14 protein-coding genes are annotated in these 15062 nt (G+C 38.2%); 7 read left to right on the forward strand and 7 right to left on the reverse strand.

Features of this window, described 5'->3' with window-relative positions:
* Positions 1-3 precede the first annotated feature (3 nt).
* The 4 genes from SKA34_RS09150 to SKA34_RS09165 all read left to right on the forward strand — a co-directional run bounded on the left by SKA34_RS09150 (position 4) and on the right by SKA34_RS09165 (position 3798).
* Positions 4-1317, forward strand: a complete 1314-nt coding sequence (locus tag SKA34_RS09150; RefSeq protein ID WP_006645235.1) for a lysine N(6)-hydroxylase/L-ornithine N(5)-oxygenase family protein — start codon at positions 4-6, stop codon at positions 1315-1317.
* Between the two features lie 249 nt (positions 1318-1566).
* A complete protein-coding gene (locus tag SKA34_RS09155; protein WP_006645236.1) occupies positions 1567-2430 on the forward strand; it encodes a hypothetical protein in 864 nt (287 codons plus the stop codon).
* Between the two features lie 101 nt (positions 2431-2531).
* Positions 2532-2789 carry a hypothetical protein gene (locus SKA34_RS09160; RefSeq protein WP_006645237.1) on the forward strand — a complete coding sequence of 86 codons (258 nt, stop codon included), beginning with the start codon at positions 2532-2534 and terminating at the stop codon, positions 2787-2789.
* Positions 2790-2889: 100 nt separating this feature from the next.
* Complete coding sequence (locus SKA34_RS09165; protein ID WP_006645238.1) at positions 2890-3798, forward strand: aldo/keto reductase family oxidoreductase; 909 nt, start codon at positions 2890-2892, stop codon at positions 3796-3798.
* Between the two features lie 65 nt (positions 3799-3863).
* On the opposite strand, the gene SKA34_RS09170 is transcribed toward SKA34_RS09165, so the two are convergent.
* From SKA34_RS09170 to nhaC, 7 genes are all read right to left on the reverse strand, one after another.
* Entirely contained in the window at positions 3864-5036 is a 1173-nt protein-coding gene (locus tag SKA34_RS09170; RefSeq protein ID WP_006645239.1) for a Card1-like endonuclease domain-containing protein, read from the reverse strand.
* 274 nt (positions 5037-5310) lie between these two features.
* Positions 5311-5961 (reverse strand): LysE family translocator, encoded by a 651-nt coding sequence (locus tag SKA34_RS09175; protein ID WP_006645240.1) that lies wholly within the window; start codon positions 5959-5961, stop codon positions 5311-5313.
* 553 nt (positions 5962-6514) lie between these two features.
* Positions 6515-6703: a hypothetical protein gene (locus SKA34_RS09180; RefSeq protein ID WP_006645241.1), complete on the reverse strand. Its 189-nt coding sequence runs from the start codon at positions 6701-6703 to the stop codon at positions 6515-6517.
* A 123-nt stretch (positions 6704-6826) separates the two neighbouring features.
* Positions 6827-7993 carry a MalY/PatB family protein gene (locus tag SKA34_RS09185; protein ID WP_006645242.1) on the reverse strand — a complete coding sequence of 389 codons (1167 nt, stop codon included), beginning with the start codon at positions 7991-7993 and terminating at the stop codon, positions 6827-6829.
* Positions 7994-8056: 63 nt separating this feature from the next.
* Positions 8057-8206, reverse strand: a complete 150-nt coding sequence (locus tag SKA34_RS23195) for a hypothetical protein (protein WP_006645243.1) — start codon at positions 8204-8206, stop codon at positions 8057-8059.
* A gap of 49 nt (positions 8207-8255) precedes the next feature.
* Positions 8256-9575 (reverse strand): ISNCY family transposase, encoded by a 1320-nt coding sequence (locus tag SKA34_RS09190; RefSeq protein ID WP_083784328.1) that lies wholly within the window; start codon positions 9573-9575, stop codon positions 8256-8258.
* A 69-nt stretch (positions 9576-9644) separates the two neighbouring features.
* Positions 9645-11033, reverse strand: coding sequence for a Na+/H+ antiporter NhaC (nhaC, locus tag SKA34_RS09195; RefSeq protein ID WP_006645244.1), 1389 nt, complete (start codon positions 11031-11033; stop codon positions 9645-9647).
* A gap of 176 nt (positions 11034-11209) precedes the next feature.
* Between nhaC and SKA34_RS09200 the strand changes: the two genes are divergently transcribed.
* The 3 genes from SKA34_RS09200 (at position 11210) to SKA34_RS09210 (ending at position 15027) form a co-directional block, all read left to right on the forward strand.
* Positions 11210-12196, forward strand: coding sequence for a substrate-binding domain-containing protein (locus tag SKA34_RS09200; RefSeq protein ID WP_006645245.1), 987 nt, complete (start codon positions 11210-11212; stop codon positions 12194-12196).
* A gap of 110 nt (positions 12197-12306) precedes the next feature.
* A complete protein-coding gene (locus SKA34_RS09205; protein ID WP_006645246.1) occupies positions 12307-14580 on the forward strand; it encodes a peptidase U32 family protein in 2274 nt (757 codons plus the stop codon).
* A gap of 21 nt (positions 14581-14601) precedes the next feature.
* Positions 14602-15027: a GNAT family N-acetyltransferase gene (locus SKA34_RS09210; RefSeq protein WP_006645247.1), complete on the forward strand. Its 426-nt coding sequence runs from the start codon at positions 14602-14604 to the stop codon at positions 15025-15027.
* The last annotated feature ends 35 nt before the right edge of the window (positions 15028-15062 follow it).

The raw sequence follows: 15062 nt of genomic DNA on the forward strand, positions 1-15062 counted from the left end.
ATAATGAACAATAACAAAAATGAAATTCTTGACTTAGCAGGCATCGGTGCTGGCCCTTTTAATCTCAGTGTTGCTGCTTTGGCAGAAGAAGTATCGACCTTAAAAACATGTTTTTTTGAAGGAAGGGATCAGTTTACTTGGCACCCAGGACTTCTTCTTGATGATACTCATATGCAGACTATGTTTCTTAAAGATCTGGTCACTGCAGTCGCTCCTCAGAGTCCATATTCCTTTGTTTCTTACCTTGTAAGTGAGAAAAAGTTATATCGATTTCTCTCTACAGAGCTTACTTGTATCAGTCGTCATGAATTTTCTAATTACCTTAAATGGGCTTCGGAAAAACTGCCTAATGTACAATTTGCCACTAAAGTAGAAAAAATTAATTTTGATGAGAAGAATGCGATTTTTGAAATACATACTAATAAAGGAATGTATCGAGCGCGTAATATTTTCCTAGGAACAGGTAAGGTTCCTTATTTACCCGAATGCGCTAAACCACATATTGGTGAACGGGTAATTCATGCTGTCGAAATCGGATTGAGAGAGAGAGATTTATCAGATAAGAAAGTTGCTATTATTGGCGGTGGGCAAAGTGGAGCTGATATTTTTCTAAACGTTATGCGAGGAAAGTGGGGACAACCTGCATGTTTAGATTGGATTTCAAGGCGAGCAAACTTCCAGCCTTTGGATGAAGCCGCTTTTACTAATGAGTTTTTTACCCCTGAATACGTAGAAGTTTTTTGTCAGTTAAAAGATGAGGTGAAACTCAAAGAGCTAAGTTCTCAAAAATTAACTTCGGATGGGATAACACAAAACGCATTACTCAATATTTATCGAGAGCTCTATCATCGATTTGATGTTCTTAAGGAAAAGCGATGGGTTCGGATGCTTCCACATCGAGAACTACAGCAACTTTCATCTGAAAAAAATAGTTATAAGATGACAGTCAAAAATGCATTAAGTGAAAATGATGAGTTGTTAAATGCAGATATAGTTATTCTAGCAACAGGTTTTAAATCTTCATTTCCACCTTGCTTGGATCATATGAGGTCTCTTATTGAACTTAATTGCTGTGGAAATTTAAGCCTAAATCGCCATTTTGAAGTGAATTGGGCCGGGTCATTGAACAATCGTATATTCGCTGTTAATGCTGGTATTCACTCTCATGGTATTGCGGAGCCTCAACTCAGTTTAATGGCGTGGCGTTCAGCTAATATTATTAATCATTTATGTCAAAGAGAGATATTTGATATTGATTCAGAAAGGGGAGTGATCGAATGGTTAACTCAAGAATATGAATTAGAAGCTATTTGCTAATACTTAAATTAAAATAAAGGCATCAAACTGATGCCTTTTTATTTGATGGGGATATCTTAGAAAGATATACAATATTTACGGTACGGAATGATAGGTGACTATTTATTACAAATAATTTGATAGGTCACTTCTTTCTACAATAATTTTAATTTAATAATGTTGACCTAAACCTAACTTGAGGTTTTATCCTTGCATTACATCAATCTCGCTAGTGGCGAAATTATAAAAATTAAGCAAGGAGAGAATAAAATGAAAAAGTTTTTAAATAACGGGATCTTAGCGTTAGCCAATGTGGTGGAAGCTGACAGCACCGCATGGTTTCAAGGACATACGGGAGCGGCATTATTAGCAGGTGATTCATTACTTAATAGCGGAGCACTCAACAATGTGTCTAAAGATAATTTAAAAGCAGTGTTAGTGCAGTTTACCGATGATAATCAGCATTTAATGAATCCATTAGCCGATAGCCTTGAAACGACCGACTATAGTGAAGTGGTAAATGCCATAGCACTTAACGCACAGCAATTATGCCACTCAGGGCATGGGATCATATATGGCGCATTATTTTTAAATGCTGCCACCAATAATAACGTTGTTGTTACTCAGCGTATGGTTTCCAATATCGCTAAGCTTATTCTAAATTGTATGGATGATAATTGGGGACGTTATTACGGTTTAGCTGATTATCGTCAATATCAGCCATCGAACTTATTAAATAAAGGTGAGATAGATATTCAGCAACATTGTGTTATTGCTGTTGAGCTAAGTACACAAGATATTTACCACAATACTGATGATTACTTTTTCGCTGGCGATAAACTTCATGGAATTACTCATGCCCATGCAATATTTTTACTCGATAAATTGGGCTATAAAGAATTAGCGCAACAAGCGGCACAACAATCGCTTATTCAGTTAGAGCTTAATGATCGCAAACCTGAGTCAGGGCTCAAAAAGGTAATACCACAACCTTTTGACTTATCAGATCCAAATATTTGGGGACCTGGCTTTAATGATCATCAAATTAAGCTGGCATACAGTTATGTAGAATTATCGGCCCAGAGTCATCAACTATTAGCGAAATTAGATAACTTATGGGGGGCAGTGGTGTAACTTAACTGCTTTTGCTTACATACTCCTCAATCACAATATATTGGCGCAAATCTTGTTCAGAGCTATGATGTAATGCTTACTGATTAAGAAAGGGATTGATTATGTTGTGGTTTTTGATGATTACGTTACCATTGATTTTGGTAGTAGCGCATGTGGTGTTACTGACTACTAATCTTTATTCTTCAGTAAAACCTGCCTTGATTATTCCTGTCATTATTGTGGTGTACTGCGTTTACTCCATCCTCAGTGTCTCAGATCGTGATGCGTTACCAGCCATTATGCTAGCGGTATATTATTTAGCCTTAACCATCTTTACTTTACGCCGCAGTTACTTGTGGTATTGCAGTCGTCATGCGTAAGATAACAAACAATATTTTTTGAAACTCATCACGTTAGTCGTGTAATTGCTGTGTTAGGTTCAGGTAGCGCAATTTTTCCTTTCGATGTATTGGTGTGATGATGACAAATAAAAACGAACTACAGCTCAATGAACCTTTGTTTTCTAACTTTATTCAAGGTTACTGGCGAATGGCTGAGTGGGGAATGACGGCGCAGCAGCGATTATCATTTATCAAGCAACATTTAGAACTGGGAGTAACATCTGTTGATCATGCGCCGGTTTATGGTGCAACCGCGTGTGAATCTTTATTTGGTGAAGCATTGCAATTACAGCCAAGTATTCGTGATGAATTAACGATAATTTCTAAATGCGGCATCGTTGGAGGTAAAGAAGTTAACGGTACTTCGCAAGTCGCCTATTACGATAGCCGAGCAAGCCATATTCTTGCTTCAGTCGAGGGCTCTTTACAGCGTTTAGACATCGAGCAATTGGATGTATTGCTGATTCACCGTCCTGATCTATTAATGGATGCTGATGAGATCAATAGTGTGTTTGAACAACTGCATCAGACGGGAAAAGTGAAACATTTTGGGGTGTCTAATTTCTCAAATGATGAGTTTTCATTGTTGCAATCTCGGGTAGAGTTTCCACTGATCACCAATCAAATTGAAATTAATCCATTACATACTGATGCGATTGAAGACGGTACATTAGCGCATCTACAGCAGCATAGAGTACGACCTATGGCGTGGTCATGTTTAGCTGGTGGCGATATTTATAACAGTCCTTCAGAACAAGCTCATCGAGTACGTGAAACATTGAATGTACTAAAACAAGAGCTCAATGCTGATTCTATTGATCAGGTTATTTATGCTTGGTTAATGCGACTGCCTACACGTCCCGCTTTGCTATTGGGTACGGGTAAAATTGAGCGCGTGAAGACTGCTGTTGCGGCCGAACAGTTACAACTTACCCATGAACAATGGTATCGCTTGTTAGAAGCGTCTAAAGGGCATGGTGTGGCGTAACTGTGTTATAAACAGAAAATAAAAAAGACCTCTATTGAGGTCTTTTTAAATAGTAACGTTATGCTTTAGGCTGGGTTGTGAGAATGATCTCCACCACCCGCACCTTTTAGCCATTCATGCAGATGGATGCGTAAATCACCTAACTGATCTGGGCCAATAATCGCTAAGCCTAAATCTTGAGCTCGAACTAAATCGTGATGACGTAGAGGACGGAAACTGACTAGCATCGCACGTGCTTGTAAGCCACCTAATAAGTCTCGTAGTGATTCCAGCTTGTAGAGTGTATCGTCACCATCATCACGCATGCCTTTCGTCTTACATTCAATGATGTGCAGCTTATTATTAACGATAGTTGCAACATCCAATTCATTACGTACTTCACGCTCACCAATCTTACGGTAAACCTGCACACCTAATGAGTGATCTTGAATTGTTGGTAGTTCATTTTGAATAGCGCGAACGGTGCTATGGACAAGGTTCTCTAACCATTCACCATTTGCAAAACGACGAGCTTCTTCGTGTTTAAAGGTTAAAACACCGTCATGGTACGTAGCTAATCCTGTTTCTTCTAAGTCCGATAGCAATGTGCCTAGCTCTTTGTAACCTTGCTGCTTATCACTAAGCTCCACATGAAGAACTTGTTCTTTACGGCATGTGGTCGCGAGGTAATTCAAGGTTGCTAAGCCTGGACCTAATTCAAGTGCAGAACTTGCCCAGCGTTGACCTAACTCCCAAAGCTGATCGTTAAGTGATTCAGGCATAGGGTTATCAGAAAGCTCACAACGGGCACCGAAAATAGTTAAGTAATCGGTAATTTGAATACGGTCTTGAACTTGTTGTTGTTCACAGTCAGCAGGGAACAACCAGCACATTTCATCACTGTAAGGTTCGATAACATAAATTGGCCAGTGATAAGAACGAAAAACTTCGTAAGCAGAAAGAAGACGGTGACGTAAACCACAACTTGCGTTAAACCAAACTTCGCAACCTGTTGCTTTAATCTCTTCAGCGAGTTGGTGAATCTCGCTTCTAATAAGCGTGATGTTAATGCTGTCAGGGATCACAAAAAAATCAACATCTATGTTACGTGGAGTTAAAATAGAAGCTAGGCGGTCATACTGCTCTCGCTGATGTTCAGTACCAATAAATATCATTTTTGTAGCCGGAACGGCTTCATCAAGCAAAGGGGTGATCAAACGGACAGGGTCCTGATCGATAATACCAACATGAATAATCATAATAATCCTTAATGCGCCAATTTGTTATGGGGCATATTATGTCTGCGCATTAATTAATAAAAAGTGAATCAAAGAGTGTACGCAACACTTATTATTAAGATATATGAGGATATTTAGAGTGAAATTCAAGGTAAAAATGGTGAGAGATTTTATATTTCACTATTAGATACACATAAATGAAAGATGTATTTCCCATTATTGAAAGTTAACAGAAAACTGCTTTTAATATGAGCATAGCGTCACCAAAATAGGTAACGCTATTAAAAGAGGATAATTAGTGTGTAGCAGGTGTTGGGAGTTGGGATGCTAATAACCAAATAGCTAAAACAAAGAAGATCAGCCCCATAAATTTATGTTGATTTGATCGGAATTTTTCACTTTTTAATAGTGATTTACCAAACGTACCAACAGTGGTGACAAGGAATAAATTAAACAGTAAACCTAATACATTTAGTAATAAACCAAGCACTAACATTTGTTGCCCAGATGTTGCAGCAACGTGAGCCGAAACAAATTGTGGCAAGAATAGAACAAAGAAAATAAGCGCTTTTGGATTAAGTAAATTAGTGAACACGGCACGTCGGTATAGCGTCGTTGCCATTTTATGACTTTTAGCGAGCTCTTCCGGCGCATCGGCAGGTTGTGTTCGCATACAGTCCCACCCCATCTTTAATAGATATGCGCCGCCAAGTAAACGAAGAACTTGTAATGCTATAGGGTTTACGGCAATTAAGGCTGAGACACCTAAAGCTGCCAAAATAGTTAATAAAATACCTGATGTTGCATTACCTAAACTTGCAAAAATACCTACCTTGCGACCGTAACTGAGGCTTGAACTGGCAATCAGTAACATGTCTGGCCCTGGAATTAATAATAAAGCGATAACAGCTGTGAGGTAGAGAGGTAATACATTTAAATCAATCATGGTTCTTTAACTAAATAGAGCAAGGGAGTGTATTTTACCTACTGAATGACATTAAATCATGCATTTTGATTATTTATTGGTTTATGTTTCTGGATTTTTATTTAATTGTTAATGTTATGTTCTGCTTGTGGTGGTTTATTTTGACGCTTTGTTTCTTTTTAGGGGGTGGGGCAAACAAATACGTTACATTCTTATGTTTAAAAGTCTCAGGTGTGCCGAAGCTTATGTCGCTGATTAATACTTAAGGCTTCCTTTTTATTGAGGGCAAGGTGCTGTGTTTAAAATTTATGTTGATCAAGCGATTGTTTTTGAAAAAGTAAAAGGGCTGGTGTTTGTTCTTATGCCGTTAGGAGAATATTTTCCTGTTAAAAGATAATCGTCAAGGCGCCGATCTGGGTTTAGCGGGCTCGGCATCAGTACTCAATTGGTCACGGAATTGTTTAACCAATCAGGGTTTACTTCAACCTAAAAGATAATCCTGTTCTCTTATTAAAAAAAGAAAAAGACCACAATTAAGAGTGATCTTTTTTAAACTCAATAAGAAGTAGATGTCTTATGCTTTATTGCTGTGAAAATGAAAACGCTTATGGAAATATTCTTTTAGGTGTTCTTCCATTTCATGTACTTTTGCATCAATTGCATCACACAATACTTTATCGTTATTCATGGCGTTAATACGATCAGTTACCATAGCTTCAATCGCTTCTTTTTGCGCATCTGTTAGTTCTGTTGTGCTGGTCATTATTGTTATCCTACATACAGTCTGTTGTGGCAAGTTTTTTACTGCTTCTTATCAATACTTATCATATCGATTTAAGCTCTTAGTTGGAATGAGTGTAATCAGACTTTACTGTTATGAAAGCGATTATAGCAATACCTTTCTTAGACGATTTATTTTTTCTTCTAGTACGGATTTTGGGCAACCTAAATTAAGGCGAATAAATCCGCTACCATCACTGCCAAATCCATATCCCATTGTAGGGATTACACCTGCTTGATGTAGCATCTCTTCTAGCATCTGATCATCTAAATTCATTGCACGGCAATCTAACCATGCTAAATAGGTTGATTCTTGAACACGATAAGTTACTTTTTCTAGCTCATCACGAACAAAAGCTTCAAGAATTTTATTATTCTCTTCTAGATATTTAACGGTATCATCTACCCATGCATGACCATTACGGTATGCTGCTTGGTTCGCAATAATGCTAAATGCACTGTATACATCAATACCATAGGCAAGCAATTTAGTTTTTAATGCTTGGGCTTCTTGCTCATTTGGGATCATGGTATTAGTTAGACGCAGTGATGGTAAACCGAATGTTTTGGTGCCAGCAATACATACAGCAAGCTTATCGAAATATTGATGGTCTACCCTTAGGCAACTGTAGAATTTATTGTCGCCAAATACGATATCTGCCCATATCTCATCAGAAATAAGGTATATACCGTATTTGTGACACAACTGACAGACCTTATTCACTTCCTTCTCAGTCCAAACACGACCACCTGGGTTGTGGGGGTTACAAAAGATCATAATTTTTACACCATTCTGAAACTGTGTTTCCAGATCGTCAAAATCTATAGTGTAATAACCGTCATTATTGATTAAACGTGATTCAGCAAGAGTACGGCCTGTATTTTCGATTGTACGATAAAAAGCATGATATACAGGGCTTAACACTAAGACTTTATCCGACGTTTGAGACCATTGTTCTACTAGCATAGCAATTGCAGGCAAACTACCAGGTGTAGTATGAAACCATTCTTTTTGTAACCTGACTTGATGTCTCTCTGCCCACCATTCAATCACTGAGTTAAAGTATTCGTCGCCACGTTCTGAATAACCAAAGATGCCGTGATCTAAACGCTTTTGTAAAGCATCAGTAATAAAATGAGGTGCTTTAAAGTCCCAATCAGAGACCCAGCTTGGTAAAGCTTCTCCTTCGGGTACTCCTAGCCACTTCTCCATGTAATCCCATTTTAAGCAGTCTGTACCATAACGGTTAATGATAGTATCGAGTTCGTGCACCGTAATTCCCTTATAATATAGAGAAGAAAGCCCTAAATAGATGGGCTTTCCAAATTTGTTAATTTAAATTATTGCTTTGGTCTGAGTTGTTTCTGTGTCTTCTTTTACATCTTTTACTGCTTTAGCAATACCAATTCCCGTGATTGCCCATAACATGGCAAAGAAAATAGCTGAGTAGTTTTGAATTGTGTTGCAACCATTTAGAAATGTCACACGGTTCTCCAAGTTAGAAATGTCACTTTTTCTAAGTGACAGAAATTTGTTATTTCGCTTGGTCATACATCACGGGATTTATTCGCGACTGTCTACGTTGTTCTTGTCGTCTTGGTGTATCTGAACGACTACGCTCTCTTAAACCTTCTGATTCCAATCGTTCTTGCTCTACCATCGCTAATCTCAAAACAGCGTCTAAACGCTTATTTTCAACTATCTCTCCCTGATTTATTCGCTCCAATTTATCAAAAATACTGTAACCTAATGATTGACCTAAATGCTTAATATCTATTTGACCGTCAGGGTAATCATGTATCATGATATTTCTACCCACAAGGTTTTCATTTTCTGAATTTTTTTCAAGTAAATACATGACTTTGTCATACTGTAGCGTTAGTGATTTAGTTACTTTTCGCGAAGTTTGCCAGGAGAAAATATCGTATAACTCTTTCGGGGTTTCGTAGATAGGTCTGTGCACATTCAATTGACGTTTAGCTGGTTTAGCAAAGCGCCTGTTATAGTTATCTATAAAACCTGATAACCACTCGTTTGCTTCTTCTATCCCATTAATCCCTGCTAGCCTCATCTCTTTAACTAGACGGTCTTGAAGCGTTAAATTAGCGCGTTCTACGCGCCCTTTAGCTTGTGGAGTATTGGCACAAATTAGCTCAATGTTTAATTCTTTTAGTGCGCGACCATATTGAGTCAGTTTATTGCGGTCTTCGTTGCTAGCATGGTTAACACGGAAAACACCGTGTTTATCCGTGTAGAGCGCGACAGGCTTACCATGCTGTTGTATATACTGCTTAGTCGCAGCCATATATGAAAACGTCGACTCAGAATCACAAAAATATAAATGCATGATGGCGCTTGTTGCGTCATCAATAAAAACAAGCAATGTACATTTATCGGCTCGGCCTTCGAACCAGTCGTGGGGGGAACCATCAAGCTGAATAAGTTCGCCTATACAATCTCTTCTCGCTCTCGGTTGATAAATCTTACGTCTTTTCTTAACCTTTGGTTTCCAAAGTTTTACCGAAACCATCCATTTTCTGATGGTTTCAGTAGAGAGTCTAATATCATGAATTTCAGCTAATTTTTCTGCGGCTAGCGTAGGACCAAAATCGAAGTAATGAGTCTGAATTAAATCAATAACTTGTTTTTTCAATGATGCATTGAATTGACGATTACTTGGCTTAGTTCGCTTTTTTGAAATTAAACCATTAGCCCCGAACTGTCGGTATTGATTAACCAATCTTTGAATATGCCTACGGCTTAAGTTCAGGATTTTAGAAGCATCAATTTGTCTAATACGCTTATCACAAACGTTTTGTATTGTTTCGAGTTTCTGAAGCTCTTTTGTGCTCATCGTGAGTAACATTCCAGCACCGTAGGCTGATTCTTCCATAGGAAGAATCATACACCTAATGTGACATTTCTAAGTTGGAGGAATGTGACATTTTAAAGTAGGGCTGACAGAGTAGTTTTGAATTGCCCATGGAAGGTAATCCAGCGTAGACACGCCTAGTGTTGCTGTCATAAAAACGCCGGCATTGGTCCAAGGGATGAGAGGCTCAATAACGGTGCCTGCGTCTTCTAGAGTACGAGATAAATTTTTAGGATCGAGTTGCATTCGCTTATAGGTATCACGGAACAGTTCTGAAGGAATAAGTAGGGCTAGTTTGCCATCTGAGGTTGTACAAACCACAGTAATCGTTGTCACAATAGTTGCACCAATTAGACTTGCAGTACCTTTGATACCTTTACTTAGTAGATCAACAAGTACCTTTAATGCGCCGGTAAGAGCGAGAGTGCCTGCAAAAGAGAAAGCACAGAAGACTAATAGCACGACACCCATCATAGATGTCATACCGCCTCGATTAACCAAAGTTAATACATCGTTGACGACGGTTACATTGCCTAAACCAGCATCAGCAAACATATTTGCATTAAAACCATTAAGCATTGCTGTAAGTGCGGTATCTAGACTAAAGCCTTGGAAAATTACTGCATTTAATACCCCAATTACAATAGCTAATAACATTAGAGGAATAGTTGGTAGCTTCCGGATTGCGCCCCATAAAATCAAAATAGGAGGTAACAGTAAAAAAATATTAAATGAAAATAACTGTTCGATATTTGCAAGCATTGTAATTACTTTTTCTGGTGTTCCAGCTGTTACATTGTTGCTACCAACGAAGAAGAAAACTATAGAAGACAGAACAAATGCTGGAATCGTAGTCCATAACATATGTTGAATATGTGAGTAGAGATTTGTTCCTGCGACAACTGGTGCAAAGTTGGTTGAATCTGATAGTGGAGAGAGTTTATCCCCAAAGTAAGCTCCAGAGACTATAGCACCTGCAACTGCGGCAAGGTTCGCATCCATGCCGGAAGCGATGCCCATTAAGGCGACACCAATAGTCCCCGCAGAACCCCATGATGTTCCTGTGCATAGCGATACCATACAAGTTACTAAAAATGATGTTAGGACTAAATATTCAGGGCTGATTATTTGAAGACCATAGTAAACCAGCATCGGAATAGTACCGCCAATCATCCAGCTACCAATTAAGCCCCCGACTAATACTAAGATAAAAACAGCGGGTAAGGCTTTCGTTAAACGATCAATAATCGCATTTTGAATATCATCCCAACTGTAACCAATTTTCCATGCTACAAGTGCTGCAATGACAGCAGAGGTTAACAAAAGACTTTCAATAGGTAGGCCATATACACCGAAGCCAACAACTAACAACCCGATCATCGCTATCAATGGTAGAAGAGATAGTCCTATCGGTATCTCTTTCACATTATCTTCTTTCATGTAATTTACATCCACACGTTATATTGTAAATAGAAGTTATTTATTATATTCATTGCTTATAACCACAGATTAAGGGTATTGATTAAACCCATATCGATCTGTGATGGAATTCACTTCTATAAAAAGTTAATATCATATGTAATTTACATGGCAGATAAATGGGATCTTAAGCGCAAATGGTAACCATTAAAGACGTGGCAAAAGCTGCAAATGTTTCGACTGCAACAGTGTCTCGAGTGATTAATCAATCTGATTCTGTGTTGCCAGAGACAGTCAAAAGAATAGAAACAGTAATGGCTCAATTGGGCTATAAAATTACAGATAATAGACGCTTAAATATTAATCAAGGGCAAGATACTATTGGCTTGATTGTTAGTCGGTTTAATTCTCCGTTCTATGGATTGCTTACACAAGGAGTAGAAAAAATTGCTAAAAGGCATGGACGAAAGTTAATTGTTGCGAGTGGTAACTATGATCTCGATTGTGAAGAAGATGCGCTTAAATTTATGTTAAGCAAAGGCTGCCGTAATATTGTGATGCATAGTAAAGCAATGACAGATGACATGTTGATACGTTATGCCAAGCAGGTTTCTGGTCTTATTTTGATTAACAGGTGTGTGAGTGAAATTGAGTCACAATGTGTTTGGTTAGACAATTGCGCCGGAACATATTTAGCGACTAAACATCTTATTGAAGAAGGGCATCGTAAAATTGCTTATCTTTCCTGTGAGATGGAAGTCGATGATAAAGTTGAACGATTAAATGGATATCAGAAAGCGTTAGCTGAAGGGGGAATTGAATTTAATCCAGACTGGGTTGAAGAGGTACCTTTTGGTGAGATTGGTGGAACAGTAGCTGCAACTAATTTATTAAATAAAGGATTACCAGTTACTGCTTTAGTTTCATTTAACGATTTTTACGCAGCAGCAGCGATGCAAGTATTTAAAGAACATGGTATTGATATTCCAAATCGTTTATCAATAGTCGGATTTGATGATGTACTTCCACAATGCTACTTCAGCCCTAAGTTAACGACTATTCGTAACCCTATCGAAAGTATGGCAATCAATGCCGCGCGTTTGTGTTTAGGTGAGATGAATCATCCAATCTTAAATGCTTTTTATCCTCTTTTAATCAAAAGGGATTCTGTGCACAAAATATAAAAGTTATCTTTGATAGTGTGATTTAACTCCCACTGTTGGACTTTATTGAAAGCTTGCGCGTAAAATAGTCGTCCTTACATTTAATGCGGTTATACAAGGTACAATTGTTGATGAGCAATGTTGCGAAAACTAAGAATTTTGAGTTATTGGCGCCCGGTGGTGATATTGAATCCATTAAGGCTGCCATTGCTGCAGGCGCTGATGCTATTTATTGTGGATTAGATAGTTTCAATGCTCGAAATCGAGCAACTAACCTGACCTTTGATGTATTAAGTGGCATTATTCGTTTAGCACATCAGAACAATTGTAAGATTTTTCTTACCTTAAATATTGTCGTATTAGATAGTGAAATTCCTGCGGTTATTCGCTTATTGAACAAGTTAGTGAACACCAAAGTTGATGGTGTGATTTTGCAAGATTTAGGCTTGTTCCACATCATTAAAGAGCACTTTCCTACATTAGATGTCCATGCTTCAACGCAGATCAATACCCATAACGACGGCCAAATTCTATTTTTAAAACAGCTCCAAGCAAGCCGTGTTAACTTATCGCGTGAATTGAACATTCGTGAAATTAAGCATTTGGCTCAATTTGGACATCAACATGATGTCCTTATGGAAGTGTTTGTTCATGGTTCCTATTGTATTGGTTTCTCTGGTTTGTGTTATATCAGTTCGGTGAAAAATGGTAACTCGGGTAACCGTGGTCGTTGTAGTCAACCATGCCGTGATCAATACCAAACCACCGCCGCTGGTAAAGATTTTCCATTAAATATGAAAGATAACTCAGCTTTTTCTAATATGGTTGAGTTGGCTGATGCTGGGGTATATTCGCTGAAAGTGGAAGGGCGAATTAAGAAATCACACTACGTGTATACCGTGGTCGATCAATGGCGTCAGCAGATAAATCGTTACTGTGAGCAAAAGCCGTTACTAACCGATACAAGGTCACTTTTTACGGTCTTTAATCGCGATTTTTCTAACTCGTATCTCCAAGGTGATATCAATAAGAGCATGTTTATTGATAACCCTCGTGATAACTCTGTGAGTCATTTTACTCAGGTCTATCAAGCAACCACAATTGATGCAGTAAATGGCGTCAAACAGAAATTGTACGATGACAAAACAGCGATTATTAATATCGTTGAAGATGTCACGAAAGCCATGGATGTTAACTCGCTACCTATGACCATGATCTTTAGCGGTGAAGAAGGTCAATGTTTAACGGTGATAGTGACAACGCCGGATCAAACGATAGAGTTACAATCAGAGTCAGCACTTATTCGTGCACAAAAACATGTATTAACTCATGAGTTATTAGAAAAACGTTTTCAAAGTTTGGCTAATGAAGGTGAGTATCAGATCACCCACGTTGATATTTCAGGGCTAGCCGAAAATACGTCAATCCCTTTTGCGGAATTAGCACAATTAAAAGAACAAATTGGTTATCAGTTAAATGGTGAAAAAGCGCTGGTAGCGCCGATTGATACGCCAAAACCACGTAATAGTATCAATCACCGTAAACCAACAGGGATCACGCCAGAGCTGGCGATATTAATATCTGATCCAAGTGATGTGGTATTAAATCAAGATAACAATGCCGTGCTGTATTATACCATTCCTGAAGGTTTATCGATGGAATTGGAAAAAACGGTAGCATTGTTTGAAGCGCATCCTCATCTTGTACCATGGTTCCCAGCAATTTTAATTGGTGAAAATTACCAAGCTGCAATTGAATTTATTGAGCGTGTGAAACCTAATTGTATTGTGGCAAATAACAGCGGTATTGCGCATGTGGCTTATCAGCAAGAGATTGATTGGATTGCAGGGCCTTACTTGAACTTAACTAATTCATTTAGCCTACAGTGCATTGATGATGAATTTAATGCGAAGGGCGCATTCGTTTCTAACGAGATCAATCGTAAGCAAATTAATCCAGTGGTATGCCCTGAAAACTTTGAATTACATTACAGTATTTATCATCCATTGATGATGTTAATGAGCCGTCAATGTTTATTCCATCAAACAGTAGGCTGTAAGAAAAAGTATTTTGATAATAAGTGCTTACGTAAGTGTAATAAGTCTGCGTCTATCTTGAGTTTAAAAGACGCCTCGTTCGTATTAGATAAACAAAGAGGCGCGCATAATACGCTATATAGCCAGCAGAATTATATGAATTTACAAGTGGTGACAGACTTCCCTGATAAGTTTACTCGCTTTATGATCGATCTCCGTGATATTAAAACGGAAACGGAAGTAAATACTGATAAAGCAATGTTAGTCTCTTTGTTTAATGCGTATATTCATGGTGATATCAACGCGAGAACAACATTAGAGCAAACCATTGTTGGCACTATTTCTCAGCAATATAAAAAAGGTCTGTGATTCAGATAAATAGGATATTTCATGTTAGATGTAAAAATTGTTGCTTTTGATAGTGCGAATAAAGAGAGTATTCGCTTAGTACGCGAGCAGGTGTTTATTAAAGAACAAGAAATTGATCCTGAAATTGAGTTTGATGGTTTAGATACGCAAGCGATGCATGTACTTGTGGTCGATGGCGAACAGCCATTAGGGACAGGGCGTATTCTTGCTGATGGTCATATAGGTCGTATTGCAATCATGAAAGCTGCTCGTGGACAAGGTTTAGGTGTAAAAGTCGTCCAAGCATTAGTGGATTATGCTAAACAGCAAGGTTATCCCCGTGTGGACTTAGGTGCGCAAACCCATGCTATCGATTTTTACCGTAAACTGGGTTTCACGCCATACGGTGATGAATTTATGGAAGCCAATATTCCTCATCAGGCAATGGAGCAAATGTTAGAGCAATAACTAACGTTTTAATGTTTGGTTTGAGAAAATAAAAA

Source organism: Photobacterium sp. SKA34 (genome assembly GCF_000153325.1).
Classification (GTDB): Bacteria; Pseudomonadota; Gammaproteobacteria; order Enterobacterales; family Vibrionaceae; genus Photobacterium.

What these genes read in the sequence shown, in the direction of transcription:
- nhaC (WP_006645244.1), bottom strand. Translation starts at nt 11,033, where the DNA reads ATGAAAGAAGATAATGTGAAAGAGATACCGATAGGACTATCTCTTCTA.
- SKA34_RS09210 (WP_006645247.1), top strand. Translation starts at nt 14,602, where the DNA reads ATGTTAGATGTAAAAATTGTTGCTTTTGATAGTGCGAATAAAGAGAGT.
- SKA34_RS09155 (WP_006645236.1), top strand. Translation starts at nt 1,567, where the DNA reads ATGAAAAAGTTTTTAAATAACGGGATCTTAGCGTTAGCCAATGTGGTG.
- SKA34_RS09180 (WP_006645241.1), bottom strand. Translation starts at nt 6,703, where the DNA reads ATGACCAGCACAACAGAACTAACAGATGCGCAAAAAGAAGCGATTGAA.
- SKA34_RS09165 (WP_006645238.1), top strand. Translation starts at nt 2,890, where the DNA reads ATGACAAATAAAAACGAACTACAGCTCAATGAACCTTTGTTTTCTAAC.
- SKA34_RS09150 (WP_006645235.1), top strand. Translation starts at nt 4, where the DNA reads ATGAACAATAACAAAAATGAAATTCTTGACTTAGCAGGCATCGGTGCT.
- SKA34_RS09175 (WP_006645240.1), bottom strand. Translation starts at nt 5,961, where the DNA reads ATGATTGATTTAAATGTATTACCTCTCTACCTCACAGCTGTTATCGCT.
- SKA34_RS09205 (WP_006645246.1), top strand. Translation starts at nt 12,307, where the DNA reads ATGAGCAATGTTGCGAAAACTAAGAATTTTGAGTTATTGGCGCCCGGT.
- SKA34_RS09200 (WP_006645245.1), top strand. Translation starts at nt 11,210, where the DNA reads ATGGTAACCATTAAAGACGTGGCAAAAGCTGCAAATGTTTCGACTGCA.
- SKA34_RS09170 (WP_006645239.1), bottom strand. Translation starts at nt 5,036, where the DNA reads ATGATTATTCATGTTGGTATTATCGATCAGGACCCTGTCCGTTTGATC.
- SKA34_RS09160 (WP_006645237.1), top strand. Translation starts at nt 2,532, where the DNA reads ATGTTGTGGTTTTTGATGATTACGTTACCATTGATTTTGGTAGTAGCG.
- SKA34_RS09190 (WP_083784328.1), bottom strand. Translation starts at nt 9,575, where the DNA reads ATGAGCACAAAAGAGCTTCAGAAACTCGAAACAATACAAAACGTTTGT.